The 26,371-nt window shown below is 72.9% G+C and carries 24 protein-coding genes; 11 read left to right on the top strand and 13 right to left on the bottom strand.

Annotation, left to right across the window (positions count from 1 at the left end):
• Nucleotide 1: 1 nt before the first annotated feature.
• Both ACGFIB_RS17145 and ACGFIB_RS17140 read right to left on the bottom strand, forming a co-directional pair.
• The gene (locus ACGFIB_RS17145; RefSeq protein ID WP_393372671.1) at nt 2-217 is read right to left on the bottom strand and encodes a RidA family protein; all 216 of its coding nucleotides are present in this window, start codon (nt 215-217) and stop codon (nt 2-4) included.
• Between the two features lie 13 nt (nt 218-230).
• The gene (locus ACGFIB_RS17140) at nt 231-1,388 is read right to left on the bottom strand and encodes an alanine racemase (RefSeq protein WP_393372822.1); all 1,158 of its coding nucleotides are present in this window, start codon (nt 1,386-1,388) and stop codon (nt 231-233) included.
• Between the two features lie 198 nt (nt 1,389-1,586).
• On the opposite strand from ACGFIB_RS17140, the gene ACGFIB_RS17135 reads away from it, so the two are divergent.
• Together ACGFIB_RS17135 and ACGFIB_RS17130 are read left to right on the top strand one after the other, a co-directional pair.
• The gene (locus ACGFIB_RS17135) at nt 1,587-2,291 is read left to right on the top strand and encodes a hypothetical protein (RefSeq protein ID WP_393372669.1); all 705 of its coding nucleotides are present in this window, start codon (nt 1,587-1,589) and stop codon (nt 2,289-2,291) included.
• Between the two features lie 138 nt (nt 2,292-2,429).
• The gene (locus tag ACGFIB_RS17130; RefSeq protein WP_393372667.1) at nt 2,430-3,296 is read left to right on the top strand and encodes an alpha/beta fold hydrolase; all 867 of its coding nucleotides are present in this window, start codon (nt 2,430-2,432) and stop codon (nt 3,294-3,296) included.
• Between the two features lie 133 nt (nt 3,297-3,429).
• Here ACGFIB_RS17130 and ACGFIB_RS17125 read toward each other — a convergent pair whose 3' ends face one another.
• Complete coding sequence (locus ACGFIB_RS17125) at nt 3,430-5,007, bottom strand: nitrilase-related carbon-nitrogen hydrolase (RefSeq protein WP_393372665.1); 1,578 nt, start codon at nt 5,005-5,007, stop codon at nt 3,430-3,432.
• A gap of 229 nt (nt 5,008-5,236) precedes the next feature.
• On the opposite strand from ACGFIB_RS17125, the gene ACGFIB_RS17120 reads away from it, so the two are divergent.
• Together ACGFIB_RS17120 and ACGFIB_RS17115 are read left to right on the top strand one after the other, a co-directional pair.
• Nucleotides 5,237-6,370 (top strand): sensor histidine kinase, encoded by a 1,134-nt coding sequence (locus tag ACGFIB_RS17120; protein ID WP_393372662.1) that lies wholly within the window; start codon nt 5,237-5,239, stop codon nt 6,368-6,370.
• A gap of 4 nt (nt 6,371-6,374) precedes the next feature.
• Nucleotides 6,375-7,058, top strand: a complete 684-nt coding sequence (locus tag ACGFIB_RS17115; protein ID WP_357265632.1) for a response regulator transcription factor — start codon at nt 6,375-6,377, stop codon at nt 7,056-7,058.
• Nucleotides 7,059-7,219: 161 nt separating this feature from the next.
• Here the strand turns inward: ACGFIB_RS17115 and ACGFIB_RS17110 are convergent, their stop codons facing one another.
• The 3 genes from ACGFIB_RS17110 to ACGFIB_RS17100 are packed head-to-tail and all read right to left on the bottom strand — an operon-like array spanning nt 7,220 to nt 13,460.
• A complete protein-coding gene (locus ACGFIB_RS17110) occupies nt 7,220-8,776 on the bottom strand; it encodes an N-acyl-D-amino-acid deacylase family protein (protein WP_393372658.1) in 1,557 nt (518 codons plus the stop codon).
• A 13-nt stretch (nt 8,777-8,789) separates the two neighbouring features.
• Nucleotides 8,790-12,746 (bottom strand): DUF4153 domain-containing protein, encoded by a 3,957-nt coding sequence (locus ACGFIB_RS17105; RefSeq protein WP_393372655.1) that lies wholly within the window; start codon nt 12,744-12,746, stop codon nt 8,790-8,792.
• Nucleotides 12,747-12,770: 24 nt separating this feature from the next.
• On the bottom strand, nt 12,771-13,460 hold the full coding sequence (locus tag ACGFIB_RS17100) for a response regulator transcription factor (protein ID WP_142569770.1): 690 nt from the start codon (nt 13,458-13,460) through the stop codon (nt 12,771-12,773).
• A 200-nt stretch (nt 13,461-13,660) separates the two neighbouring features.
• On the opposite strand from ACGFIB_RS17100, the gene ACGFIB_RS17095 reads away from it, so the two are divergent.
• Both ACGFIB_RS17095 and ACGFIB_RS17090 read left to right on the top strand, forming a co-directional pair.
• Nucleotides 13,661-14,254, top strand: coding sequence for a hemerythrin domain-containing protein (locus tag ACGFIB_RS17095; RefSeq protein WP_223853051.1), 594 nt, complete (start codon nt 13,661-13,663; stop codon nt 14,252-14,254).
• A 265-nt stretch (nt 14,255-14,519) separates the two neighbouring features.
• Nucleotides 14,520-14,741 carry a hypothetical protein gene (locus ACGFIB_RS17090; RefSeq protein ID WP_357250805.1) on the top strand — a complete coding sequence of 74 codons (222 nt, stop codon included), beginning with the start codon at nt 14,520-14,522 and terminating at the stop codon, nt 14,739-14,741.
• A 69-nt stretch (nt 14,742-14,810) separates the two neighbouring features.
• On the opposite strand, the gene ACGFIB_RS17085 is transcribed toward ACGFIB_RS17090, so the two are convergent.
• The gene (locus ACGFIB_RS17085) at nt 14,811-15,131 is read right to left on the bottom strand and encodes a DUF3817 domain-containing protein (protein WP_357250808.1); all 321 of its coding nucleotides are present in this window, start codon (nt 15,129-15,131) and stop codon (nt 14,811-14,813) included.
• A gap of 68 nt (nt 15,132-15,199) precedes the next feature.
• The gene (locus ACGFIB_RS17080; protein WP_357250811.1) at nt 15,200-16,000 is read right to left on the bottom strand and encodes an SURF1 family protein; all 801 of its coding nucleotides are present in this window, start codon (nt 15,998-16,000) and stop codon (nt 15,200-15,202) included.
• A 138-nt stretch (nt 16,001-16,138) separates the two neighbouring features.
• Here ACGFIB_RS17080 and ACGFIB_RS17075 point away from each other — a divergent pair, with 138 nt between their 5' ends.
• Nucleotides 16,139-16,315: a hypothetical protein gene (locus ACGFIB_RS17075; RefSeq protein WP_191054634.1), complete on the top strand. Its 177-nt coding sequence runs from the start codon at nt 16,139-16,141 to the stop codon at nt 16,313-16,315.
• A 204-nt stretch (nt 16,316-16,519) separates the two neighbouring features.
• The gene (locus ACGFIB_RS17070) at nt 16,520-17,983 is read left to right on the top strand and encodes a flavin-containing monooxygenase (RefSeq protein WP_393372648.1); all 1,464 of its coding nucleotides are present in this window, start codon (nt 16,520-16,522) and stop codon (nt 17,981-17,983) included.
• 100 nt (nt 17,984-18,083) lie between these two features.
• On the opposite strand, the gene ggt is transcribed toward ACGFIB_RS17070, so the two are convergent.
• Nucleotides 18,084-19,862: a gamma-glutamyltransferase gene (gene ggt / locus ACGFIB_RS17065; RefSeq protein WP_357250816.1), complete on the bottom strand. Its 1,779-nt coding sequence runs from the start codon at nt 19,860-19,862 to the stop codon at nt 18,084-18,086.
• 173 nt (nt 19,863-20,035) lie between these two features.
• On the opposite strand from ggt, the gene ACGFIB_RS17060 reads away from it, so the two are divergent.
• Together ACGFIB_RS17060 and ACGFIB_RS17055 are read left to right on the top strand one after the other, a co-directional pair.
• Nucleotides 20,036-21,193: a sensor histidine kinase gene (locus tag ACGFIB_RS17060; RefSeq protein WP_393372644.1), complete on the top strand. Its 1,158-nt coding sequence runs from the start codon at nt 20,036-20,038 to the stop codon at nt 21,191-21,193.
• Nucleotides 21,190-21,852 carry a response regulator transcription factor gene (locus tag ACGFIB_RS17055; RefSeq protein ID WP_357250821.1) on the top strand — a complete coding sequence of 221 codons (663 nt, stop codon included), beginning with the start codon at nt 21,190-21,192 and terminating at the stop codon, nt 21,850-21,852. The genes ACGFIB_RS17060 and ACGFIB_RS17055 overlap by 4 nt, the downstream gene beginning before the upstream one ends.
• 14 nt (nt 21,853-21,866) lie before the next feature.
• Here ACGFIB_RS17055 and ACGFIB_RS17050 read toward each other — a convergent pair whose 3' ends face one another.
• Together ACGFIB_RS17050 and ACGFIB_RS17045 are read right to left on the bottom strand one after the other, a co-directional pair.
• Nucleotides 21,867-22,685: a MerR family transcriptional regulator gene (locus ACGFIB_RS17050; protein ID WP_357250824.1), complete on the bottom strand. Its 819-nt coding sequence runs from the start codon at nt 22,683-22,685 to the stop codon at nt 21,867-21,869.
• Between the two features lie 21 nt (nt 22,686-22,706).
• Nucleotides 22,707-23,354, bottom strand: coding sequence for a TetR/AcrR family transcriptional regulator (locus ACGFIB_RS17045; protein ID WP_393372641.1), 648 nt, complete (start codon nt 23,352-23,354; stop codon nt 22,707-22,709).
• Between the two features lie 173 nt (nt 23,355-23,527).
• On the opposite strand from ACGFIB_RS17045, the gene ACGFIB_RS17040 reads away from it, so the two are divergent.
• Nucleotides 23,528-24,445, top strand: coding sequence for an NmrA/HSCARG family protein (locus tag ACGFIB_RS17040; protein WP_393372638.1), 918 nt, complete (start codon nt 23,528-23,530; stop codon nt 24,443-24,445).
• A gap of 41 nt (nt 24,446-24,486) precedes the next feature.
• On the opposite strand, the gene ACGFIB_RS17035 is transcribed toward ACGFIB_RS17040, so the two are convergent.
• Entirely contained in the window at nt 24,487-25,647 is a 1,161-nt protein-coding gene (locus ACGFIB_RS17035) for an anhydro-N-acetylmuramic acid kinase (RefSeq protein WP_393372635.1), read from the bottom strand.
• A gap of 20 nt (nt 25,648-25,667) precedes the next feature.
• Entirely contained in the window at nt 25,668-26,312 is a 645-nt protein-coding gene (locus ACGFIB_RS17030) for a TetR/AcrR family transcriptional regulator (RefSeq protein WP_357265649.1), read from the bottom strand.
• Nucleotides 26,313-26,371 lie beyond the last annotated feature (59 nt).

Genomic DNA, 26,371 nt, shown 5'->3' with positions numbered 1-26,371 from the left:
GTCAGCGGCCCGCGTACGCCACGAAGTCGATCTCGACGAGGATGTCCATGGGATCAGAGCCCACGGTGGTGCGCACCGGGTAGGGCCGGGTGAAGTAGGACTGGTAGACCTCGTTGAACGCGGCGAAGTCCTCCTTGTCGCCCACCACGAGCCCCTGGGAGTACGCGCCGATCGGCGGGGCCCCCGCGGTCGTACGGATCTCCTGCTTGCCAGCCATTGTCACCGCTCCATCAGAAACACGTATTGATCAGATCGATCACGATGTCGTCGTCGTCCACCACGGGGATGACGCGCCATTTGTCGAAGGCCGTACACGGATGGGACAGCCCGAACGACACCAGGTCTCCCGGGCGCAGTCCGGCGTCGCCGTCGAGATAGGCGTGCTGGTCCTGCACCTTGACGACCGTCACCCCGGTCAGCGGCTCGGCCGGACCCCGGCCGCCGCGCCGCACGGCCCTGGGAAACGGCAGGTGGATGTCGTGGGGAACGTCCCGCTTGCCCATGCCGGCCAGCACGAGACCCGGCTCGGGCACGGACAGGACCTGGGCCCAGACCTCCAGCGCCGGGCGCAGCTCGCCCTCCAGCCGGTTGTACGGCGTGTGCTCGGCGTAGTAGCCGTCGTCGTGGGCGATGTAGGCGCCGCTGCGCAGCACCACGGTGACGCCCGGCTCCCCGGTCAGCGGCGCGAGCTCCTCGGCCACCAGGTCGAACCACGAGCTGCCCCCGGCGGAGACCACCATGGGGCCGGCCGTCTGCGGAGCGAGCGTCCGGGCCGCGCGGGCCAGGTCGCGCAGGAACCCGCGCACCTCGGCGGCCTCGTGGTGGGTCCCCTCGTAGCCGGCGACCCCGGCCAGCTCGGTCCCCCGGGCCTCCCGCACCGCGCGGGCCACCGCCAGCAGCTCGTCCTGGCCGCGGCAGCCGGTCCGGCCGCCCGGGTGGCCCAGCTCGACCAGCACCCGGAACGGCACGTCGCCGGCCATCTCGTCGAGCACCCGCACGCCCTCGACCGAGTCGGCGTAGCAGAGGAAGTCGAAGCGCCCGATCTCGCCGGCCAGCAGGCGCAGCGCGCCGCGGTCGAAGATCTCGTTGGCCAGCAGCACGCGGGGGACGCCGAAGGAGCGGAGGGCGAGCACCTGCCCGGGCGTGGCGGCGCTGATCCCCCACGCTCCGGCGTCGAGCTGGGCGCGGACGAGCTGCGGCGACATCGTGGTCTTGGCGTGCGGCGCGAAGGCCAGGCCGTGCCGGTCGGCGAAGCGCGCCAGCGTCGCGATGTTGTGGTCGAGGGCCGAGCGCCGTGCCGTCATCACCGGCCAGGTGAACGCCCCGTCGAACAGGGAGTGCCGGGCCTCGGCGAACTCCCGTCCGCCGATCGGCTCGCCCGGCCACAGGAAACCGCGGGTGCGCGCGTCGACGGCGATCTCCGGGAGCCCTCGTGGCGGCGTCGGCGGGTTGCCCCATGCGCCGTCCTGCGGGGGGCTGTCCGCGAAACCCACGCCGCCCCCTCGTTGTCCCGGTTCAGACCACCTTGTGGATCGTACTGGACCACCGCCTCGGAGGTAGACTCGCGACCTCACAGCGTGATGATCATGATAGGGGCCGGGATGCGCGGCGACGTACGACTCGAACGGGCCGGGGCCCTCTACGAGAAGGCGGTCTTCGGCGGTGACGCCTCGGCTCTCACCGAGGCCGACCGGGAGCTGGACGGGGTGGAAGCCGACCTGGCCACGGCGGGAACCGGACAGGACGTCGGCGTGGTCCAGGCCGGTCTCGCGCTGGCCCGCGGCCGGATCGCCCACGCGCGGTTCCTCGAACACCACGAGGAGGACCCTCGCGAGCTCGATCTGTTCGAGCGGGCCGCCGAGCTCTATCGGCGGCTCGGCGACGAGCGCGGCGAGGGCGAGGCGATCTTCTGGATCGGCTGTTTCCACCAGGTCGTGCGGCACGACGACGAGGCGGCCGGGCCCGCGCTGCGGCGGTCGTACGAGCTCGCGGCGAAGGCCGGCGACCGGCTGACCATGTCCTACGCGCTCAGGCATCTGGGCATCGCCGAGCACGGGGCCGGGCGGCTGGAGGCGGCGCGGGAACGGCTGGAGGAATCGGTCCGGCTGCGCCGGGAGCTCGGTTTCGACGCGGGCGTCGCCGCCAACCTGGTCGGGCTGGCCTACATCGCCGCCGCCGAGGACCGCCGGGACGACGCCCTGCGCCTGCTCGACGAGGCGGCCGCGCTCGCGGAGGCGAGCGGGGCTCTGGGCATCGCGCGGCAGGTGGAACAGGCGCGTACGGCGGTGTGACGACGGCCGGACGGCGGCGGGTCGCACCGCGGCCACCGGTTCCGCGAGTCGGCCCGCATTCGATGACACGTTCGAGATAGGGTGTGACCGCCCTTACCGGGCTCCGTGGTTCCGCAGTTCACACAGAGGAGCGCTCCCATGACCGAGCCCAGGACCCACACCCTTGAGGTGCCCGGCTGCGTTCTCCACTACGACGTGCGCGAGGCCGGGGCGACCACCGAGCCGATCCTGCTACTGATCGGATCGCCGATGGGCGCCGCCGGGTTCGCCGCCCTGGCGCGGCACTTCCAGGACCGTACGGTGGTCACCTACGACCCGCGCGGAAGCGACCGGAGCACGCGGACCGACGGCGCAACCGAGTCGACCCCCGGCCTGCACGCCGACGACCTGCACCGGCTGATCGACGCGCTCGGAGGCGGGCCGGTGGACATCTTCGCCAGCAGCGGAGGCGCGGTCAACGGGCTCGCGCTCGTCGCCCGGCATCCGGAACAGGTGCGCACGCTCGTGGCGCACGAGCCGCCCGCCGCCCAGACGCTGCCGGACCGGGAGCAGGCGCTGGCCGCCGTGTCCGACATCCGGCGGACCTACGACCGGGAGGGTTTCGGCCCGGCGATGATGAAGTTCATCGCGGTCACCGGCCACCAGGGCGAGATCCCGGCGGACTTCGCCGATCGGCCCATGCGGAGCCCGGCCGAATTCGGGCTGCCGACGCAGGACGATGGTGCGCGTGGCGACGTGCTGTTCGAGCAGAACCTCATGACCTGCACGCACTACGAGCCCGACTTCGACGCGCTCCGCGCGGCTCCGACCCGCGTCGTCGTCGGCGTCGGCGTCGAGTCGGAGGGGCAGCTGGCCCGCCGCGCGGGCGAGGCGGTCGCCGAGCGGCTCGGCACCAAGCCCGTGATCTTCCCCAGCAACCACGGCGGGTTCCTCGACGACACGTTCGGCATGCCGGGCGATCCGGACAACTTCGCCGTCACGCTGCGCCAGGTCCTGGCCGAGTAGCCCGGCGAGCCCGTCGACCAGGACCCGGGCGACGCGCCCCCGGGCACACCTGTGCATGGCTGTGCACGGTGTACGGCTCCGCACGGCTGTGCGCGGCCAGGCCGGTGCTGGTCGAGCCGGGGGCGCGAAGGTTTCAGGCGTGTGCGGCCGGCGCACGCCGGTCGCCTGCCGCACCCTCAGCACCCTCAGCGCCCCCAGCGCCTGCGGCACTCCGGGCGCGGGTCGCAGACGCGAGTCCGAGCAACAGCAGGAGCGCGCAGGCCCAGGCGAACCAGTCGCCAAACCGTGTGTAGGGCGTGTCGGCCGAGCCGGTGGGTAGCGCGGTGAGGGCGGACACGAACGGCGCGTCCGCGCTGTGCGCCTCCGTCCGGATCCGGCCGAAGGCGTCGCTCACGACCAGGTCGCCGTCCCGCGCCGCGCGCGCCACGGTGAGCCCGGTCTCGACACCCCGGGTGACCGCCATCCTGCCGTGCAGCCAGCGGTCCCGGTCGAAGTCCCAGGCGGGCACGAAGAGCGTCGTGGCGCCGCTCCTGCGGTAGTCGCGCACCAGGCCGGGCAGGTCCAGGTCGAAACAGATCGCGATCCCCCAGCGGGAACCGGAACCGGGCACGAAGGCCTTGCGGTTGCCGGGCTGGAAGTCGCTTTCCAGTCCGGGGATGAGGTGGTGCTTGAAATACTCGACCGGCCGGCTCCCGTCGGCGGGGAAGTCGAGGGCCGCGTTGCGGAGGCTGCCGGCCCGCTTGAGGATCAGCCCGACGATGATGTCGACGTGGTGGTCGGCGGCCAGCCGCGCCAGCGGCGCCGCCAGGACGGGCAGCGTCGCGTCGTCGGCGACGAAGACCTTCTCCGGCATGACCACGACCCGCGCGCCGCGCGCGGCGAGGCCCGGGATCCGCGCCGTGTACTGCCCGAGCAGGGCACGTCCCTCCGCCGAGGCGACGGGGACCCAGCCGTCCCGGTCGGTGGCGAGCAGCGCCACCTTCTCCGAGCTCTCACCGTACGGCGCGCGCAGCCGCCAGGCGCCGTAGCCGAGCGCCAGGGCCAGGACGGTCACGGCGGTGACCGCCACCCGCAGCCGCCCTGCGCGCCCTGCCTCCCGCCCTGTCTCCCGGCCTGCCTCCCGCCCTGTCTCCCGGCCTGTCTGCTGCCCGGCCTCCCGGCCTGGCGCCCGCGGCGCGAGGACCGCGGCGATGGCCGCGGGAACCCCGAGGAGCAGGAAGGTGATTCCCCACGGCCCGGTGACCGAGGCGGTCTGCAGGACCGGAAGGACGCCGGCCTGGGTGTAGGCCAGGCTCCACCACGCCCCGTTCGGCGACAGCACCGAGAACGCGTACTCGACGGCGACCCAGGCAGCCGGCACGACGGCGACGGCCGTCAGCGGACGCCCCCTCATCAGCAGCGCCCGCGACAACAGGACGATCAGCCCGAACAGCAGCGCCGACCCGATGATCAGCGACACGACCATCGGCGGCGGGATTTGCACGGTGTCGAGGAAGTAGCCCCACATCATCGTCTGACCGCCGAGCCAGGCGGCCGACGCCGCGAGGAACGCGGCCCGGGCGCCGACACGGTGAGCGAGGACGAGCACCGGCAGCGGTGCGAGCCAGGTCAGCCAGGGCACCGGCGTGAGCCCGGTGCCGAAATGGAACAGCGTCGCCGACAGCGCCGTGGCGGCGAGCGCCACGGCCGGACGCCGAATCGGTGAGTGCATCGTGCAGCCTCCTTCTCCAGTCGCCCCGACCCTCCCGGCTCCGGCCTGGACGCACATCACCGGCGGGAGCGATCCGGGCGCCACTCGCAGGGACCGGGACCGCTCGGAGACTCGTGGCACCGGGTTTCACTCGAAGGAGTGAGACGGCCGTCAGCCGAACGGCGGAGGCGAGGGAGGGGGGCGCGCGCATAGTCTTGCCGGGTTCCCTCCGACAACCCCGGAGCCGGTCATGCGGGCGAGCATTCTCAGTCCATCAAGGGCCGACGTCGCGATCGCCGCCGTCGTCACCGTGATGACGGTGACGCCCGTCCTCGTCCCTCACCCGCAGCCGTGGTGGGCCGTGGCGCTCGCCGCCCTGATGTCGGTGCCCGTGCTGTGGCGGCGCCGCGCCATCCTCTCCGTCGGGGCGGTCGTGGGGTGCGCCACGACGCTCATGGCGATCACGGCGAAGTCGCTGCCACACTCCGGGGCTCTGGTGCTGCTGCTGCCATACGGCGTGCTGGTGTGCACCTACACGTTCGCGGAAACGGATCTCTCCCGGGCTCGGCGCGCCGTGGGCATCGCGGGTCTCGTCGCCGGCGTGGCCGTGTCGCTCGTCGTCCCGCACGAGAATCTGGAGACCTACCGTTACCTCCTCACCGCGATCGTCGCCGCGTACGCCCTCGGCGTGGGCGCACGGGCCCGGCGGGCCGGCCGGGACGCGGAACGGGAGCGCGAGGCCCGCATCCGCGAGGAACGCGCCGCCGCGGTAGCACGCGAGCGCACCCGGATCGCCCGCGACATGCACGACATCGTGACCCACTCGGTCGGCCTCATGGTGATCCAGGCGGAGACCGGCCCGCTGGTGGCGCGCGATCATCCGGAGAAGGCCGAGGCGGTCTTCGAGGCGATCGCGGCGGCCGGGCGGGACGCGATCGGCCAGCTCCGCCTGATCCTCGGCGCGCTGCGCGGAAGCGAGGCACTCGGCGGCCAGGCTCCGGCCCGGGGGCCGCAGCCGGGGCTCGACGCCCTGCCCGGCCTGTTGGACAACGCCCGCAGGGCGGGCCTGGACGTCCGCGCCGACGTGCGTGGCGAGCCGCGGCGCCTTCCCTCCGACGTGGACATCGCCGCGTACCGGATCATCCAGGAGGCGCTGACCAACACGCTCCGGCATGCCGGAGCGAGCACCGTCCAGGTAGGGCTCCGCTGGTCCGGTGACACCCTGGAGGTCGAGGTCGCCGACGACGGCCGGGGAGCGCGGGAGCTACGGGAAGGACACGGCATGATCGGGATGCGGGAGCGGGTCACGGCGTGCGGCGGCCGGCTCGCCGTCCGGCCGGGAAACCCGGGTCTCACCGTCACCGCGACCCTTCCGATCGGCTGACGGCATGCTGCGCGTACTCGTCGCCGACGACCAGGACCTGTTCCGCGGCGGCTTCGCGATGATCCTCGACGCTCACGACGACATCACCGTGGTCGGCGAGGCGGCCGACGGCGCCGAGGCCGTCGCGAAGGCGGTCGAACTGGAGCCGGACGTGGTGCTCATGGACATCCGGATGCCCGGCCTGGACGGTGTGGAGGCCACCGCACAGGTGTGCCGCAGGACCGACGCGAAGGTGCTGGTCCTGACGATGTACGACGCCGACGAGTACGTCTACGACGCCCTGCGCGCCGGGGCCAGCGGCTTCCTGCTCAAGGACGTACGGCGGGACGACCTCGCACGCGCCGTCCGCCTGGTCGCCACGGGGGAGTCGCTGCTGGCACCCGCGATCACCCGGCGCCTGATCGCCGACTTCGTCGGGCGTGGACATGCCCGGCCCGGGCTGCGGCAGCGACTCGGTGAGCTGACCGACCGGGAGATGGACACGCTGCGGCTGCTCGCACGCGGCCGGTCCAACGCCGAGATCGCCGCGGATCTGGTGGTCACCGAGCACACGGTCAAGAGTCACGTGAGCAACCTGCTGACGAAACTGGACCTGCGCGACCGCGCGCAGGCCGTCGTCTTCGCGTACGAATCCGGCCTGGTCGTGGCCGGCGACCAGGACGGGTTCCGCACCGATCGGCGGCGATGACCCCGGCGCCCGACCAGTGGCATGCATGCCCAGGGGTACGCCGCGGCTGCGGGCCGGGCATGCTGAGGCGCGGCGAACCGGCGGCGGACCGGCGGCGCTCCCGGGCTTCCCATGCCGGGCACGGCGCCGGCCCGCTTGCCGTCCCTGCCGCGCTCGGGCCTTCAGGCGGGGCGCAGCGCGCGGCCGGGGGTGGCGCCGGTGAGTTCGCCGGAGCGCAGCACCGGCACGCCGCCGACGAGCACGTCGTCCACGCCCACGGCGAGCGACCGGGGCCTGTCGTAGGTCGCCGTGTCCGCCACCGCGGCCGGGTCGACGACGATCAGATCCGCGACCTGGCCACGCCGTACGAGACCGCGGTCGGGCAGCCGGAAGCGGCGCGCCGGGTGTGAGGACAGGTGCACGGCGGCCTGTTCCCAGGTGAGGTCGCCGAGTTCGCGCACGTGCCGGCCCAGGTAGCGGGCGAACGCGCCGAAGCCGCGCGGGTGCGGATGGCCGCCCACGTAGATGCCGTCGGAGCCGCCGGTGTGGCCGGGGTCGCGCATGACGGCGCGCACCGACTCCTCCCCCGCCGGGCCCTCGTCGGGGCGGGCCTGCACGCAGCCCGCCTGGAGCCGGGTCTCCACCAGGAGCACCCGGCAGAACTCCGCGGGGGTGGCGCCGTACTCGGCCGCAGCGGCGGGCAGGGTCATCCCCTCGGCCCACTCGAACCCGGGGGCGTGCGAGAGGGTGATCCGCGGCCACAGGTCGTCGCGTCCGGCCCACTCCCCGGCGAGGCGGTCCCGCTCGGCGGACTGCTCTGCGGACAGCATCGCCACGGCGCGGTCGGGGTCGGCGGCGGGCACCCACGGCGGCAGCGTCACCATCGCCAGGATCGTGCTGGCGCGCAGGTAGGGATAGGTGTCGAAGGTCAGGTCGACGTCCTGCCGCCGGGCCTCCTCGACCAGCGGCAGCAGGATGGACGCCGGGCCGTGGAGGTGCGAGACGTGCACGGCCGCGCCGGACCGCCGGGCGATCTCCACGACCTCCGCCATCCCCACCTGCGCGGACGCGCCGTAAGCGCGCATGTGGGTCACGTACGGCAGGCCGCCCAGCGGTGCGCACAACGCCGCCAGTTCGGCGGCGTCGGCGTAGCGGCCGGGGGCGTACTCCAGGCCCGACGACAGTCCGGCCGCCCCTTCGGCCAGGCCCGTCTCGACCGCGCGCAGCATGGCGCGCAGTTCGTCGCCGTCCGCGGCGCGTTCCGCGGGGCCCATCGCGTCGAACCGTATCGTCGCGTGCGGCAGCAGGTAGACGGTGTTGAGCGCGGTCCCGCCGTCGTATCCGGCGAGCAGCTCGGCGACGCTCACCGGCCCGTCCACGTGCGGGTGCGGGCCGTTGACCGCCGCGAAGTAGCGGCTCGCGTACGCGAAGGCGGCCGGGGAGGTGGCCGGCGCGAACGACAGCCCGTCCTGTCCCAGCACGAACGTCGTGACCCCCTGCCGCAGCGCGGCGTGCTGCACGAGCGGGTCGAACACGGCCGCGTCGCCGTGCGCGTGGCAGTCGACCAGGCCCGGCAGCACGAGTCTGCCCGCCGCGTCGATCCGCACCGCCGCCTCGGCCGCGCCGAGTCGGCCCACCGCCTCGACCCGGCCCCCGCGCACGCCGACGTCGGCGCCGAACGCGGGGGCTCCGGTGCCGTCCACGACGCGGCCACCGGTGATCAGCACATCGAAGGTCACCTCCCCGATTAGATCAGTCGTGCGGGCCGGGCACACGTGACGAGACGGGGCAGTGGCCGGTCCGCACGACGGGCCGCCGCTCCAGCACCTCGCGGGCGCGGGCCCTGGCGAGGTTCCAGCCGTTCCAGGGGTCCGGCCTCCACAGGTCGTTGACCGCCACCACGTCGCTCAGCACGCAGCTGCGGTCCGGCTCGGGCAGGCGGTCGAGGATCGGCACGGCCTCCGCCCCCAGCTCGCTCAGGTAGCCGTGGTCGAGCCGCTCCACACCCCGGACCGTCAGCTGGGTCTCGGCCACCCGCGCGTCGGGGTCCCACACCGCGAACGCCAGCAGCGACACCCCGGTGAGCAGCACGAGCGCGCGGAAGAACCAGGACGTGCCGCCGCCGGACAGGCGCACCGCTCCCGCCGCCAGGACCAGCACGAACACCGCGGCGAGCCACCAGATCGTCGCCTCCACCGAGGCGCGCAGCCGCGACAGGCCGTACGCGTCGGTGTAGAGGCCGAGCCGGTGCAGCGCCGAGGCGAGGATGACCAACGTGAACGCGCACAGCAGGCCGAGCAGCACGGCGAGCAGCCAGCGGTCGGCCCGGCTCTGGCGGCGCAGCAGGGCCACCGCGCCCGCCACGATGCCGAGCACGAAGAGGCTGACCGTGACGAGTTCGAAGAAGCCCGACCTCGCGTACTGCGCGTAGGTGAGGCCCGCCGTCGTCAGCACCCTGCGGCTCCCGCCGAACAACACCGTGATCTGCACGGTCACGAACGCCGCGAACAGCAGGTTCAGCCCGAGCAGCGGGATCACCCACACCTGGCGGCCGAGGGGCATCCGCAGGTCGGGTGCGGCGGGCTCGGCCACCGGCCGCAGGCCCACCAGCACCGCCGCCCCTGCCAGCGCAGCGAACACGCAGAACACGAAGACCCGGTAGGGCAGGCTCCGCGCCCATTCCGGCGCACGCAGCAGGTCGGTGAGGAATGCCGAGAAGACGGCGTCGGCGGAGGAGAACAGCAGGCCGAAGACGGCCAGCAGAACGATAGTCACCACGGCGCTGACCAGCGTAGGCAGCATCCGGCGCCGCCGCGTCAGCGTCCGGAGCGGCCCGGCCAGGAACCACGGCAACGGCAGCACCGCGAACAGGACCGAGACCCCTCCCCTGATCACCGCGAGCCAGCCCCGCCCGCCGCCCGACACCGCGAGGGACCCGACTCCGAACGCGGCCAGCAGCACCGGCCCGACCAGCCAGTCGGCGTCGCGGAACAGCGCCACGGAGACCAGCGCGTACGCCAGGAGGCCGAAGGCCACCGTCCACGGCGCGATCCGTCCTCGCCGGAGCGGCAGCACCGCCGGGAACGCCGCCGCCCCCATCGCAACCGCCGTCAGCGCGAATCCCAGTCCGGGCGACGCGTCCGGCAGCGCGACGGCGGCGACCAGGCCGGCCGCCGCGGCGGCGGGCAGCAGCCACCGGGGCGCGTCCGGCAGCTCCGGCCTCGGGAACAGCGGCGGCGGCACATACGCGGGCGGCGGCGGATATCGCCCCGGCCCCTGCGGGCCGGTCGAGGGCGGCTCCGGGGAGACCGGCCGCTGCTCCGCGGATGCCGGGGCGGTGAGCACCGCGGGCGGCAGGGAGACTCCCACGCCCCGGGCCGCGGCCTCGGCGGAGCCCATGCGAGCGACCGGCACGGGCATCGGCGTAGGCATCGGCCCGGGGGCGGGCCAGGGCGACGGCCCGGGGGCGGGCCCGGGAACAGGCCCGGACATCGGCCCGGGAGCGGGCCAGGGCGACGGCGGCACGCCCGCCGTCGCGGCTCGGTGGGCCGATGACGAGCCGCGCATCATTCCCGCGATCGTGCCGGCGACGGTGAACAGCAGCAGCGTCATGACGCCCAAGCCGAGGATGACCGAGACGATCAGCCCGGTGAGGAATCCGGCGAACATGCCGACGCCCGCCCCCAGCGCCACCCGCGCCAGGTGCCCGGCGCGGTCGTAGCCAGGAGGTGACGCTGGCACGGGCGATGGGGGCATGGGCGACGCGGGCACGGGCGACGCGGACACGGGCGACCCGGGCATAGGCGATGGGGGCATAGGTGACGCGGACATGGGCGGCGCGGGCGTCCGTAGGCCGGCACCGCCGGCCGGCGCGGCCGCGGACTGCTGGTCCGCTCGTGCGTGGACGAGGTCGGGCCGCCGAGACTCATGGTCTTCGCCGTCGCCGGCGGCACCGATGCCCTCCGGAGAGACGCCCTGGTCACCGATCCGGGCGGCGGCTGCCTGCGCGCTCTCGGCCCGCAGGGACGGAGCCGGGCCCTCGTGGAGGGACTCCGACCTGGGCGACTCCGACCTAAGAGACTCCGACCCGAGCGACTCCTGCCTGCCGGACTCCGACCCGAGCGACTCCGATCCGAGGGACTCCGACCTCTCCCCTGGGCTGTCCTCCGATCGCTCACCACCGTCCGAGCTCCCGGACGGCCGGGCATCCTCGTCCCGTGCGCCGCATGCGTGCCGCTCCGCACCGCCGCCTGTCGGAGCGGGTACGGCACTGGTCTCCCCCCGCTCTTCGGCCACGACGAGAGCGCCTTCGGTCAGGACGGCACGGTCCATGGCAGCGTCACCGTCCACGGCACCGTCACCATCACCGCGCAGCTCGGCACCACCCAACTTGGCACCGCGCAGGTCGGCACCGCGCAGGTCGGCACCCTCCAGCTCGGCACCCTCCAGCTCGGCACCGTCGCCCCCGGCTGAGTTCTTCCCGCCGGGCCGACCGGCGGTGCGGCCCGCGCCCGCTTTCCGGACGTCCATGTGTCCCCTTCCGGTGAGGGCGAGTCCGGCCGCGATCTCCCTGGGCGTGCTCTCCCCGGCCACGGTCTCCCTGGCAGTGCTCTCCCTGGCCGCGGCCTCCCCGTGACGTGGCAGCACGACGACCATCCGGCACCCCGGGGCCGTCCTCCGGCCTCCGCCTGCGGCCCGTCCCGCGGCGGGGATCGCGGTGGTGATCGCGGCCCGCATCGCGGCGTTGATCGCAGAGGGGACCGGGTCCGTCACCGCGATCGACCCGCCGTGCAATTCGACGATCTCCTGGGCGATGGCGAGCCCGAGCCCGGCCCCTCCCGCGTCGGCGGCCCGTCCGGCATCGAGCCGCGAGAAGCGTTCGAACACCCGGGCCCGCTCCGCCGCCGGGATGCCAGGGCCGTCGTCGGTCACGCTGATCTCCAGGTTCGGCCCGGCCGGCCGCGCCTCGACCCGGACCGTGCCGCCGGGCGGGCTGTGCCGTACGGCGTTGTCGAGCAGGTTGGCCAGCACCTGGGCGAGCAGGGCCGCATCGGCGGACAGCACCGTCCCCGGCGTGACCGCGCTCGCCACCGTCACGTCGTCACGCGCGAGAGTCGCCTCCGATACGGCCTGCCGGCACAACGACGCCAGGTCCAGCTCCTCCGGCTCGATCAGCCGCGCCCCCGAGTCGAGCCGCGACAGGTCGAGAAGCTGGGCCACCAGGCGGCCGAGCCGCTGCGTCTGGGCGAGGGCCGTGCCCAGGGTGTCGAGGTCGGGCGGCGTGACGCCGTCCACGATGTTCTCCAGCACGGCCTGCAGACCGGTGATCGGCGTGCGCAGCTCGTGGCTGACGTTGGCCACGAGTTCGCGCCGTTGGCGATCGACCTCGGCGAGGTCGGCCGCCATGGCGTTGAAGGCCCGCGCCAGCTCCCCCACCTCGTCCCGGGAGGTCGCGCTCACCCGCAGGCCGTAGCGGCCCTTGGCGATCGTCTGCGCGGCGGCGGCCATCTCGCGCAGCGGCCGGGTCATGCCGCGGGCGAGGAGCTGCACCATGATCAGCGCCAGCACGACGGCGATGGCGATCCTGAGGTCCCGGGACAGGCCGGAGGTGATGCCGACCTCGTTGACGACGAACGCCGCGACCACGGCGAGCACGATCACGATGCCGAGCTTGACCTTGATCCTGCCGAGGAAGTCGAGCGGCCTCAACGCCTGGCTCTCCCTAAATAAGCGTCACGGACGGACGAGCGCGTATCCCACGCCATGGACGGTGCGGACGACCTCCGGGCCGAGCTTGCGGCGCAACGCGCGGACGTGACTGTCCACGGTCCGGGTCGCGGCGGCCTCGGAGAAGCCCCAGATGTCCGACAGCAGCCGTTCGCGCTCGAAGACCTGGCCAGGCCGCTCGGCGAGACGCCGCAGCAGGTCGAACTCGGTGCGGGTGAGCTGGGCCTCGGCCCCGCGGACGAACACGCGGCGCTCGGCCGTGTTGATCTCCACCTCGCCGACCCGGATCACGGTGTCCTCGTGAGCCAGCAGACTGGCCCGCTCCACCCGCCGCAGCAGCGCGTGGATCCTCGCGACGAGTTCCCGCATGCTGAACGGCTTGGTGATGTAGTCGTCGGCCCCCACCCCCAGGCCGACCAGCACGTCCGTCTCCTCGCCGAGCGCGGTGAGCATCAGCACCGGGACCGGCCGGGCGGCCTGCATCCTGCGGCACACCTCGAGCCCGTCCAGGCCCGGCAGCAGCCGGTCGAGGACGACGACGTCGGGCTCCGCCTTCGCGTAGGCGGCGAGCGCCCCCTCCCCGTCGCCCTCGACACGTACGTCGAAGCCCTCCGCCGCGAGCCGGAGCCGTACGGCGTTCGCGATGGTGTCGTCGTCCTCCACCACGAGGACGCGGCGTTGCTGAGGGGTAGCCATGGAGGGAAGCGTAGATGCCCTCTGTGCAGAGCTGTCGTCCGGAAGTGTGCAGATCCCGTGCATCGGTGAATATCGGCCGCCCACGCCGCCCACGCCGGGGCGCCGCGGACCATGGCATCGCTTCTGGGAGCCGAATCCGCAGGTCAGGGGTTTCGCTTCCCGGTTGCGGGTAGCCCCGATATGACCAGATAGGAGGCGCTATGGACCGCCAGTCAAGACCGGAGACCATGCGGGAGAACGACGTGATCGATCTCCTGACACAGCAGCACGTGCTCATCCGCGAGTTGTTCGACGAGGTCGACAGATGCCAGGGGGAGCAGCGCAAGGAGGCGTTCAGCCGCCTCGTCCGCCTGCTCGCCGTCCATGAGACGGCGGAGGAGGAGATCGTCCACCCCTACGCGCGGCGCAAGCTGGTCGGCGGTGACACGATCGTGGACAACCGCCTCCAGGAGGAGGAAGAGGCGAAGGAGATGCTCAGCCGCCTCGACGACATGGACGTGACGACGCCGGAGTTCTCCCAGGAGTTGGAGAGGCTGCGGGCCGCCGTGTTCGCCCACGCCGCCGCCGAGGAGCGCTACGAGTTCTCCGAGCTCAAGGCGAGCACGTCCGAGGGCGAGCGCAAGGCGATGGCCGTCGGCGTCAAGGCAGCCGAGGCGATGGCTCCCACGCACCCGCACCCCGGGGTCGAATCGGCGACGGCGAACGTACTGATGGGGACGCCGATCGCGATGATGGATCGCGCTCGCGATGTGATCCGCAAGGCGATGGGCAAGTCGGAGTCCGGCGAAGGCTGAGTCTGCGGGCGGGCCGCCGTGCGGGAACGGAGTTCGTCCCGTCGACGTCGGGAGCGCGGCCCAGCCGGAGATCAGAGACCGGAGACCGGAGCGGAGAGCGTCGCGGCGCCGCGGAGCCGACCGGAGGCGGTCACTCGTCTCCCGGGCGCCGCGGCGCCGCGACGCGGAAGGGCGCCGGCCGGGATCGGCCGTCTCCCCGCGGGCGTTCGCGGAACTCCGCCGGGACTTCGGACGTTCTCCCAGGCGACGCGGGACGACGTCCCGCGTGGGACCCGACGCGAAAGGCCTGACGATGTCGCCACTGGGCAAGTACTACGTGGGCGCGGCGGTGGTGGCCGTGCTGGTCTTCATCCTTCCGGTGCCGACGCTCCTGGCCTGGCTGATCGCGATCGGCGCGCTGGGTGCGCCGGTCGTCGCCTACTTCATGCTCGACGAGTCGCAGCGGGCGCGGCTGCGGCGCATCCGCCGCCGCCAGATCGGCGGCTGAGACCCCGCCAAGACCCGCGAGGGAACACCGGCCGGGCGGCCGTCGCGGCGCCCGGCCGTTTCGCGATGCTCAGGAGGCGGTGGCGATCCTCCTGCGGACCCGCTCGGTGACGCTCCGCTCCAGGATGAAGGACAGGAACGGGATCGTCCCCGCGATGAGCACCAGCAGCAGGTAGCCCACCGACCAGCGGGCCTTGATCAGGCCCAGGTTGATCGCGGCCACGAGGTAAATCATGTACAGGAAGCCGTGGATCGGCCCGACGACCGCGACCATGGTGTCGCTGTCGAAGCCGTACTTGACGACCATGGCGGCACACAGCACGAGCAGCATCACGCCGACGATGTACGCCATGACGCGATAGAAGTTGAGCGCGGATTCCACGTCAATCATTACCTCTGCTGGGGAAACGGTCACCACACGATATCCGTGCCACCTGGTGGTCCAGGCTCCAGGGCCGCTCAGGCCTCCACCTGCGCGGCGGGCCCGGCGGGCTGCGGCTCCTCACTCTTACGCTCCCGCTGCCCGCGCAGGGCGTCGCGTACGAAGTGGAACCACATGTACACGGCGAACAGCGCGAAGATCCACCACTGCAGGGCGTAGGCCAGGTTGCGCCAGTTGAAGCCGCCGCCTTCGGTCGGCGCCGACACGGCCACCGGCGTGACGCGGGACGGCGGCTGCTGCGCGGTCGCGACGAGGAACCCGTCCCGCACCCGCGCCTCCGGCCACACGTTGATCAGCTCCGCCGTCGACACCGTCGCCACCTGGCCACGTGGCAGATTCCCACTGCGCACCACGTCGTCGGTCTGCTCGGCCGGCCGCAGCCGGCCCGTCACGGTGACGGTGCCCTCGGGCACGGCCGTGGCGGGATCTGCCGCCGTGGGGACCCAGCCGCGTACGACGGAGACGACCGTGCCGTCCGTGAGCCGCAGGGGCGTGAGCAGCCAGAATCCGCTCCCCCTGGCCGCCCGGCCGCCGGGGGCGGCGACGTCCGCGACCCGGTCGGCCACCAGCAGCTGGTTCGCGGCGTCGTAGGTCCCTGTGGCGGTCACCCTGCGGCTGATCGCGGTGCCGCCGATGTGCTGTCCCACCTGGGTCAGCTCGGTGACGGCCACCGGCGCGGGGTCGGGGGCCCGTCGTGGGCCGCCCGACGCCTCGAAGACGCCGAGTTGCCAGCGGCCGAGGAAGGTGAAGGACACGAGCACCCCGATGACCAGCAGGTGCAGGGCCACCAGCCGGGGAGCCAGGAGGGTGCGGAGCATGGATACAACGCTATCCGCCGCCCACACCGGTCCGGTATTCGCGCCGGTGCCTCGGGACAACACCAAGCCACCACCAGGAGAGGGCAAAATCCGACAAATCACGGCCAGGGCGCACCATGTGTCGCTAGAGTCATGCCCATGTCCGACCCTCAAATCGACCCGGCCGGAAACACCCAGGCATTCCGGGCGTTCGCGCACCAGCAGGACACAGAGGCCTCCACGGAGCAGCCGTCCTCCCGCCTGCCGATCTGGATCGCCGCCGGTGTGGCGGTCGTCGTGATCCTCGCAGTGGTGGCCTACCTGCTGGTTCGCTGACATACCTGTGCCAGCCGCCGACGACCGCGCCCGTCGGCGGCTTTGTCATGCCCGCCGACGACTCGGCGTACGTACAGTGAGGGGTGCCAAGGGCGTCCCCATGACGGACCTCCCCGGCCGCTCCGGCCGGACGCACCGGCCCCTGGACCCGGCCCACGCGCCGGAATACGTTGGACAGATCTTCCAATAGGACGGGGAGGACGCATGCCCAGTCCGGGCGTCACGATCATCGGTTCCGGGTTCGCCGGGCTGTGCATGGCCATCAAGCTCAAAGAGGCCGGCTATCACGACTTCGTGATTCTGGAGAAGGCCGACGAGCTCGGCGGCACCTGGCGGGACAACACCTATCCCGGCTGCGCCTGCGACGTCCCCTCGCCGCTGTACTCCTTCTCGTTCGAGCTCAACCCCGGCTGGTCGCGGCTGTTCTCCCCGCAGGAGGAGATCTGGGACTACCTGCGGGCCTGCGCCCGAAAGTACGGCCTGGAGCCCCACCTGCGGTTCGGCACGGAGGTCTGCGGGCTGGAGTACGACGACGAGCGGGCCCTGTGGCGGGTGTCGACCGGCGACGGGCAGACCTTCGAGACCCACGCCGTCGTCTCCGGCATCGGCGCCCTGCATGTGCCGTCGCTCCCCGAGATCCCCGGCCGTGAGCGCTTCACCGGCACCGCGTTCCACTCCGCCCGGTGGGACCACTCCGCGGACCTGAACGGCAAACGCGTCGCGGTCGTCGGCACCGGCGCGTCGGCGATCCAGTTCGTCCCGGTCGTCGCCGAGCAGGCGAGCCGGCTCACCGTCTTCCAGCGCACCGCACCGTGGATCCAGCCCAGGCCGGACCTGCCGATCGACGGACGGCTGAAGCGGGCCATGGAGACGCCCGGCGGCGCCCGCCTGCTGCGCGACGCCGTCTACTGGCTGCTGGAGACCCGTGCCGTGGGCTTCACGATCGATCCCCGGCTGATGAAGGTCCACCGGGCGATGGCCGAGCGGCACCTGGCCCGGCAGGTGCCCGACCCGGGGCTGCGCGCGAAGCTGACGCCCGACTACACCATCGGCTGCAAGCGGATCCTGCAGTCCGACGACTACTATCCCGCGCTGACCAGGGACAACGTGGAGCTGGTCACCGACGGGATCACCGAGATCACAGAGCGGTCGGTCGTGGACGCCGCGGGGCGCGAACACGAGGTCGACGCGATCGTGTACGGCACCGGCTTCCAGGTGGTCGACTCCCTCGACGCGCAGCGAATCGCCGGCAGGAACGGCGTCAAGATCCAGGATGCGTGGCGCGACGGCATCGAGGCCTACTACGGAATCACGGTCGCGGGCTTCCCCAACCTGTTCTTCCTGCTCGGCCCCAACACCGGCCTCGGGCACACCTCGGTCGTCTTCATGATCGAGTCGCAGGTCCGGTATGTCATGGACTGCCTGCGGCTGCTGTCGAAGACCAGGGCGAAGGCCCTGGACGTACGGCCGTCGGCGCAGCGGGCCTTCAACGACCGCCTGCAGCGGCGGCTCGACCGGCTGGTGTGGAGCGCAGGCGGCTGCACGAGCTGGTACCTCGACGAGCACGGCAGGAACCGCACGCTGTGGCCCGGCTTCACCTTCGAATACTGGGCGCGGACCCGGAAGGTGAATCCGGCGGCCTACGAGCTCATCGGCGCCCAGGCCTGACCAAGGCGCCGACCCGGGGCGCCGACCGTTGGGGCGGCGGGGGGCGACCGGTGGGCTGAGCGGTGGGCTGACCCGGGGAGGCCGACCGGGGCTGAGCGAATCAGCGGTGCGGGCTGACCACGAGAGCGCTGCCTCCACCACGCCTGCCGGGCTCGGCGACCGCCTGGACCCGCCCGTTACGCAGAAACTCCAGGCCGGTCGCCGCGCCGATCTCCCCCACCGGCGACCCGGGGACGCTCGTCAGCGTGTGACCGAGCGCGGTCAACTCCGCGCCGTACCGCTCGGCGAACGCGGGCTCGGCCTGGGTGGCGGCGGTGTTGCGCTGCGAGGCGCGCGGCGCGGCCACGGCCTCCGGGAGCGACATGCCGAAGTCGAGCCGGTTCACCAGGATCTGCAGCACGGTCGTGATGATCGTCGCGCCGCCGGGCGAGCCGACGGCGAGCAGCGGCCTGCCGTCCTTGAACACGATGGTGGGGGCCATGGACGACCTCGGGCGTTTGCCGGGAGCGGGCAGGTTGGGGTCGCCCGGCGCCGGGCCGAAGGTGAAGTCGGTCAGCTCGTTGTTGAGCAGGATGCCGCGCCCCGGCACCACGATCCCGCTGCCGCCGGTCTGCTCGATCGTGATGGTGTAGGCCGCCACGTCGCCCCAGCGGTCGGTCACCACGAGATGGGTGGTCTCCGGCCCCTCCTTCTCCTCGGGGACCGACGCCCCCGACGCCCCCGGGATCGCCGAGGGGCACGGCGCGTAGGAGCCGTCGGGCGAACCCGGCGCGGCGGGGTGCGCCATCGCCCGCGGGCCGATCAGGCAGGCGCGCTCCTTGGCGAACCCGTCGGACAGCAGCTGATCCAGCGGCACGCCCACGGACGCCGGGTCGCCGACGTAGGCGTTGCGGTCGGCGAAGGCGAGCCGGGACGCCTCCAGATATTCGTGCGGGCCGATCTTCGGCAGTGCCTCAAGGATATTCAGCGCCTCCCCCACGGTGGATCCCCCGGACGACGGCGGCGCCATGCCGTACACGTCGAGGCCCTTGTACGTGACCTTGGCGGGCGGCCGTTCGATCGCCTGGTAGGCGCTGAGGTCGGAGACCTCCATCAGGCCGGCTCTGACGTTCCTGGTGGCTCCCCTGCGCACCGGCGGCTTCTTCACGGTGGTGACGATCTCCCGGCCGAGCGCGCCGCCGTACAACCAGGCCGGGCCGCGGATGCCCAGCTCACGATAGGTGCGCGCGAGATCGGGATTGCGGAAGACCGAGCCGACCGGCGGCGGCTGCCCACCCGGCAGGTAGAGCGAGGCGGTCGAGGTGAAGTCGGCGAAGCGGACGGAGTTCTGCTGCGTCTGGTCGCGGAACGTCTGGTCGACGACGAAGCCCTTCTCCGCGATCTCGATCGCGGGGCGCAGCGCCTGCCGCAGCGGCATCGTGCCGTACCGGCGCAGCGCCATGTCCCACTGCGCCACGCTGCCCGGGACGCCGACCGACAGCCCGCTGGTGACGGCCTCGTCGAACGGGATGCCCTCGAACGCCGTCGAGGTCATCGCCCGCGGGGCGGTCTCCCGCCCGTCGATCGTGGTCACCTTCCGCTTGCGGGCGTCGTAGTAGACGATGAAGCCGCCCCCGGCCAGCCCGGCCGAGTAGGGCTCGGTCACGCCCAGCGCCGCCGCCCCCGCCACCATCGCGTCCATCGCGTTGCCGCCCTGGCGCAGCACCGAGAGCGCGGCCTTGCTCGCGTCCAGGTCCACGGTGGCCACGGCCCCGCCGTACCCCTCCGCGACCGGCCGCTTGACCTCCGCCGCCGATCCCACCGATGCGGCGTGGACGGACGGCGCGAGGAAGCCCGCGAACGTGAGCAGTCCCAACGACGCGACGACGACGCTCCTCATGCCCCGGCACCTCCACACGACCAGACCGATTACCCCAGCATGACTCAACGTAGTCAATATTGCTGCTGGATTGTCCGCTTTTGGACGCCGGCGCACGCTACTCCTTCCGTCGTACGGCGGACTGCCGCGACGGGGGGATGCGGTGACCAGCGGCGATGGCCTAGCGTGCGGGGGTGCGTTCCCGTTCCGCGATGTATCACCGCATCGATCCCGTTCTACCGGTCATCATCGGGATCCTCCAGGTGTTCCTGACGATAGGCGCGCAGTACTGGCAGTTGCGGAACCCGGACCTCGGACGGGTGCCGCTGACCTGGTGGGGCTATGCGCTGCTGGTGGTCGGGCCGCTCGCGATCGCGCTGCGCCGCCGCGCGCCCGTCGCCGTGCTGGTCGTCACGCTCACGGCCACCTCGGTCTACATGCTGTTCGGCTACGCGTACGGGCCGGTGTTCCTCAGCCCGATCATCGTGATCTTCAATGCGGTGCTGTCGGGGCACCGGCGCGCGGCGTGGCTGTCGTCGGGGGCGTTCTTCCTGTTCGTGGTCGCCTACGCCACCTGGCTCATCCCCCATCGGGCGAGCCTCTTCCACCACACCGCGGTCGCAGCCTACCTGCTGCTCACGCTCACCGTCGCGGAGTTCCAGCGGGTGCGCCGCGAGCGCCTCGCCGAACGCGATCGGGTGGCGCGGGAGGAGGCCCGGCGGCAGGCGAGCGAGGAACGGCTCACCATGGCCCAGGAGCTGCATGACGTGCTCGCCCACAACATCTCGCTGATCCACGTCCAGGCGTCCACCGCCCTGCACATCCTGGACGACCACCCCGAGCAGGCCCGCACCGCGCTGACCACGATCAAGCAGGCGTCCAAGGACGTGCTGACCGAGATGCGCGGCGTGCTGAGCCTGCTCAGGGACGGCGCGCCGCGCTCCCCCACGGCCGGGATGGCCCACCTGTCCGACCTCGCCGAGCGCAGCGGCCTGCCGGTCACGCTGGAGGTCACCGGGCAGGCGCGCCCGCTGCCCGCCGGCATCGACCGGGCCGGCTACCGGATCGTGCAGGAGTCGCTGACCAACGTCTCGCGGCACGCGCCCGGCTCGCGGGTGACCGTACGCGTGGCGTACGCGCCGGAGGAGCTGACCGTGGTGATCGAGGACGACGGCGCGGGAGCGGCGCGGGCCGAGGCGGGCCTCGGCAGCGGCAACGGCATTCCCGGCATGCGTGAGCGGGCCGCGGCGCTCGGCGGATCGCTGACGGCGGGCCCCCGGCCCGGCGGCGGCTTCCGCGTCGAGGCCCGCCTCCCCCTGCCCGCCGCCGCCAACCAGAAGGAGACGAATTGATACGCGTCCTGCTCGCCGACGACCAGGCACTGGTCCGGGCCGGGTTCCGGGCCCTGCTCGACGCACAGGAGGGCATGACCGTCGTCGGCGAGGCCGGCGACGGCGAGCAGGCCGTCCTGCTCACCCGGGACCTGCGCCCCGACGTGGTGCTGATGGACATCCGCATGCCCGGCACCGACGGCCTGACGGCCACCCGCCACATCGGCGACGACCCCGCCCTCGCGGATGTGAAGATCGTCATGCTCACCACGTTCGAGCTGGACGAGTACGTCTTCGAGGCCCTGCGCGGCGGCGCGAGCGGCTTCCTGGTCAAGGACACCGAGCCGGCCGAGCTGATCCAGGCCGTCCGGGTGGTGGCCTCCGGCGAGGCCCTGCTGTCCCCCGGCGTGACGCGCAGGCTCATCGCGGAGTACGTCGCCCGCGCCAAGGAGCCCGGCATCGTGACCCGCCTCGACCCGCTCACCGAGCGCGAGCGGGAGGTGCTCGCGCTCGTGGGCACCGGCATGACGAACGACGAGATCGCCGCCAGGCTCTACATGAGCCCGGCGACGGCCAAGACCCACGTGAGCCGCACGATGAGCAAACTCCACGCCCGCGACCGGGCCCAGCTCGTCGTCATCGCGTACGAGTCGGGCCTGGTCAAACCCGGCTGGCTCTGAGACTCCGGCGTCCTTCAGCCGGCGAGCGGCTCCTGGAGTTCGGTGACCCACCGGGCGGGATCCTCCCCGGCCTCCAGGTAGAGCTCCCTGGCGTATCCGGCGGAGCGGTGGCCGCCGTCGGCGATCCAGCGGGCCAGCGTCTGCTCGGTCGGAAGGACGTCGTCCATCGGACCGCGATGCACGATCGTGGCCGCCCTCTCGATCGCGGGCAGGTCCACGACCGCGAAGTCGTGACCGTCCTCGGGCGCGACCGCGACCGGCATCGCCACGTGCGCGAGGATCCCGTCGCCGCCCGGGGCGTCCTCGTAGTAGGCGATCCCCGGCCCCACCGGGGGCACCCCGGCCTCGTCCAGCCTGCGGCACAGCTCCTGGAACAGCGGGCCGACGACCGGGCTGATGTCCTCTGGTTCGTAGCTGCGCGCCACTCCGCTGAGTTCCGCCACCCGGACGGCGGGGATGCGCTTGATCACCACGTCGTCGGTGTTCATGTGTCCCTCACTCTCGATCGTCCGGAGCCTCACCTCGACCTGGGCAAGCCGGGCCGCCGCGGCGGCCATCGCCGCCTCCAGCTCCGCCTGCCGCAACCGCAGCATCCCGCGCAGTTCCCCGGCGCTCACCTGCTCGTCCAGGACCTCCCGCACCTGTCTGAGCGTGAAGCCCAGGTCCTTGAGCGCGGTGATCCGGTTGAGGCGGGCGAGCTGGCCCGCCTCGTAGAAGCGGTAGCCGCTCACGGGATCGACGTGGGCCGGGCGGAGCAGCCCGATCGCGTCGTAGTGGCGCAGCATGCGGACCGACACACGGCCGTGCCTGGCGAAGTCTCCGATGCTGAACATGATGTGGCCGATTCCAGCGCCTCACACGGTGTCAGGGTCAAGCGGCGCCTGCCAGGCGGGAGGTGGCAGTGGTGACAGGGGCGGCAGGGGGCGCGCTCCCTCGGACCGCAATCCGTCGAAGATCAGGTGAAGGTATCGGCGCCAGGCCCCTGTGACGTCCCGCTCCGGCGCGGCGGCCTGGCAGGCCGCCGTCAGCATCCGGATCACGTCCTCCCCGGTGATGTCACCGCGGATGGCGCCCTCCCTACTGGCTCGGCCGGTGAGCGCCTCCGCGACGCCGGTCAGGCGGTCCGCGGCGGCGCGAACCACCGGATCCCCGCGGACGTCCGTGGTCGCCGCCTGGCAGAAGGAGCGGTCGCTCACGTGCAGGGCCACGCCCGCCGTCATGAACTCCAGCAGGGCCGCCTCCGGGTCCGCGTCCTCCAGCAGCGTGCGCCCCGTGGCCGCCAGCTCGTCGAGCCGGTCGGCCACGATCGCGGCCGCCAGCGACTCCTTGGTCGCGAAGTGGCGGAAGACCGTGCCCTTCCCGATGCCCGCGCGCTGCGCGATCTCGGAGATCGACACCTCCATGCCGTGTTCGGCGAACGCCTCACGCGCGGCGGCGAGCAGCGCCTGGCGGTTGCGGACGGCGTCGGCCCGCAGGCGGTGTGTCTGCGATGGGGTCGGCACGTGGCGCCTCGCCTCCCAACTGGTGTTTCCGGCGACCCTAGCACAAGTTGACCGCCCGGTCCGGTTATGCCAGATTCAACCTGACCATACGGTCCGTTTACCGGCGCGGCCCGCTCGACGTCGCCACGGCCGGGTGAGCGGCCGCGCATCGAGATGGACAGGAAGGTCGAATCATGGACGACAGACGGCATTCGGTCCTGGTCGTCGGAGCGACCGGCACCCAGGGATCGGCCGCGGTGCGCGGCCTGTTGCGCCGCGGCCACCGGGTGCGCGCCCTGACCCGCGAACCCGCCCGCGCCCGCCACCTGACCGAGTGGGGCGCCGAGGTGGCCGCCGGCGATCTCGGCGACCCGGCCGCGGTCGAAGCCGCACTCGACGGTGTGACCGCCGTGTTCGCGGTGCCGCTCCGCGATCCCGGCGACGACCGCGCCGAACTGGCGAACGCCACCTTCCTCATCGAGGCGGCCAGGCGCTCAGGCGTCCGGCACTTCGTCCAGACCTCCGTGGCCGGCACCGGCGATCTGTCCCGCATGCCCCGCTGGGGCACCGGCCACTGGAACGAGGCGTACTGGGAGACCAAGCACCGGATCGAGGAAGCCGTCCGCGACGGCGGCCTGCCCGCCTACACCATCCTCAAGCCGTCGTTCCTCATGGAGAACCTCCTTCCGCCCAAGGCGCCGCTGATGTTCCCCGAGCTGGCCCGGGGCGAGATCGTCACCGCCGTCGGACGGCACGTCAGAGTGCAGATGATCAGTGCCGGCGACATCGCGGCCTTCGCCGCCGCGGCGCTCGAACGGCCCGGCCGCTTCTCCGGGCAGAGCATCGAACTGGCCGCCGAGGCGCCGACCATGCACGAGGTGGCCGCCACGATCGGCACCGTCACGCAGCGGACGGTCAGGGCGGTCTCGCTCACCCCGTCGCAGGCCGTCACCGCGGGTCGTCCACCGGCGGTCGTCCGCGGCGAGGAATGGCTCAACGAGGTGGGATATCACGCCCCGATCGACGCGCTCGCCTCCTACGGCGTCGCCCTGACCGGCTTCCGACAATGGGCGCGGACCCACCGCTCCAGGCTCGGCCAGACCGGCGGCTGATCAGGACGTCCGTCTCCGATCCCGGCGCCGATCCCAGTGCCTCACCCGGTGCCGGGCGCGACGGCGCTCATCTGGAGGCGGCGGGGCGGCAGGTCCAGCGGTTCCGGGAGCCGCAGCGGCCCGCGGCCCGGGGTGACGGCGCCGAGCACCCGCGATCCGGCCGCGCCGGTGCAGGCGGGCACCGTGCCGGGCAGGCCGTGCGCGGTCAGCCAGCCGAGGTAGGAGAACGCGACGGCCTCCTTCGCGTCCGAGGGCACGCCGAGGTCGTCGCTCGGCGTCAGCCGTACGCCTCGGGCCCGCTCCCGCAGCGCGCTCATCAGGGCCGGGTTGCGCACGCCGCCACCGGAGACGACGACCGTGCCGAGCCCGTGCCGCCGGATCCGCGCCGCGACCGTCTCGGCGGTGAGCGCCGTGAGCGTCGCCACCAGGTCCGGCAGGCCCAGCGCGTACGGCCCGGCGACCCGGTCCAGATAGCCCGCGTGGAACAACTCCTTGCCCGTCGTCTTGGGCGGCGGCCGGTGATAGTAGGGCTCGGCGAGCAGCTCGGTCAGCAGGCCCTCGTGCACCTTCCCCGCCGCGGCCAGCCTGCCGTCCTCGTCGTACGGCATGCCGGTGGCGGCGCGTACGGCCGCGTCCGTCAGCGCCGAGGCCGGGCCGGTGTCGTAGGCGAGCGGGGGCTCGCACACGGTGAGGTTGGCGATGCCGCCGAGGTTCAGCGCGCCAGTCCGGCCCGCCGAGGCGGGCAGCCCGGACAGCAACGGCAGGTCGAAGGCGGACACGAGCGGCGCGCCCTGCCCGCCTGCGGCCACGTCGCGCACCCGCAGGTCCGACACGACCGGCACGCCGAGCCGTTCGGCGATCCAGGCGGGCTGCCCGAGCTGCAGCGTCCCGCGCACGCGGCCGTCCTCCACCCAGTGGTACATCGTCTGCCCGTGCGAGCAGACGAGGTCGGCGGCGGGGCAGGTCGCCGCCGCCTCGGCGAACGCCCGGCCCACGAGCGTGTCGAGGCGGCAGACCGCGCCCATGTCCGTGCGGTTCGGCGGCAGCGCGGCGACGATCGCGGCCCGCAGGTCAGGCGGGTAGGGCACCGTGCCGGTGTGCTCCACGACACCGGTGAGCAGGTCGCCGTCCCGCGACCAGTGGACGAGCGCGCAGTCGATCCCGTCGTGGGAGGTCCCCGACATCAGCCCGAGTACGCGCACGCCTGCCTCGCAAGGGTTCTTCAGCCGGCTCTCGGCGGGAGGCCGACGAGCTTGGTGAGGAAACGGTCGATCTGCTCCTCCGCCGGCGGCCAGGGCAGGTCGGGCTCGTTGATCCGCTGCGACAGCATGCCGTTCACCGCCGTGCGCAGGTCGATCGCGACCGTCGCCGCGTCGTCGCGCGGAGCGACCCCCGCGTCCATGCAGCGCTCGACCGCCTCCGCGGTCCTGACGAACAGCACCTCTTTGAACGGCATGCCGAGCCGGCGGTGGACCGCGCTCTCGTGCAGCACCTTGTAGAGGCCCGGATGCTCGTGCGCCCAGGCGACCTGCGCGAGGATGCGCGCCCGCAACCGCGCGGCGGGGTCCTCCTGCGCGGCGTCCGCCTCGTCACCGGTCCGCACCAGCTCCTCGTGGCAGCGCCCCAGCACCGCGAGCACAAGCGCGTCACGGTCGGGAAAGTGCAGGTAGACCGAGGTGGCCGCGATGGACACCTCGCGCGCCACGGCCCGCAGCGACAGCGCCTCGTCGTCGGCGAGGTCGTCGAGCATGCGCATCGCCGCCGCGACGATCTCCTCGCGCAGCCGCTCGCCCTGCCCCCGCGCGTTCGGACGGCGGCGGGCGGCGGGCGTCGGGGGCCCAGTTGTCGGAGTTGGAGTGGCTTCCATGACCGGCCTATTGTATGAGGCCGACCATCGGGCTACAGTCGTAGCGCTACAGCCGTTCA

Source organism: Microbispora bryophytorum, assembly GCF_043197435.1.
Lineage (GTDB): Bacteria > Actinomycetota > Actinomycetes > Streptosporangiales > Streptosporangiaceae > Microbispora > Microbispora bryophytorum.
Note: the sequence above shows the minus strand (reverse complement) of the source record. Positions and strands in the feature narration are given on the sequence as shown.